1 protein-coding gene is annotated in these 465 nt (G+C 61.7%); it reads right to left on the reverse strand.

Features of this window, described 5'->3' with window-relative positions:
* Window positions 1-125: 125 nt before the first annotated feature.
* A partial coding sequence (locus EOD07_RS37070; protein ID WP_164772992.1) for a zinc-binding dehydrogenase occupies window positions 126-465 on the reverse strand: 340 nt, incomplete at its 5' end.

Consider the following 465-nt stretch of genomic DNA (forward strand, 5'->3'; position numbering starts at 1 on the left):
CCTCTTGAGAACAACGGCAAATCCGCATCGCTTTTCAGGCTTGCCGTGCCTTCGGGCACGGCAAGCCGCTGAAAAACAAGGCAGCCGGCCAGGTAAGGTGCCAAAGGTGTGAGGCGGCGAAAGCTCTAGGGAATGAGGATGGTCGTTCCCGTCGTCTTGCGGGCTTCGAGATCGGCTTGCGCCTTTGCCGCGTCCTTCAGAGCATAGCGCTGATTGATCTTGATCCCGACGGCGCCGCTCTTGACCACGTCGAAAAGCGCCTCGGCCGACTTCACCAGATCTTCGCGCCTGGCATTGTAGACGAAGAGCGTCGGCCGGGTTGCATAGAGCGAGCCCTTCTGCGCCAGGAGCGACATCGAGAAAGGCGGAATCGGCCCGGACGACTGGCCGAAGCTGACGAACATGCCGAGCGGCCGCAGGCAATCGAGCGATGCCGGAAACGTGTCGGCGCCGACGGAATCGTAG

The organism is Mesorhizobium sp. M2C.T.Ca.TU.002.02.1.1, from assembly GCF_003997225.1.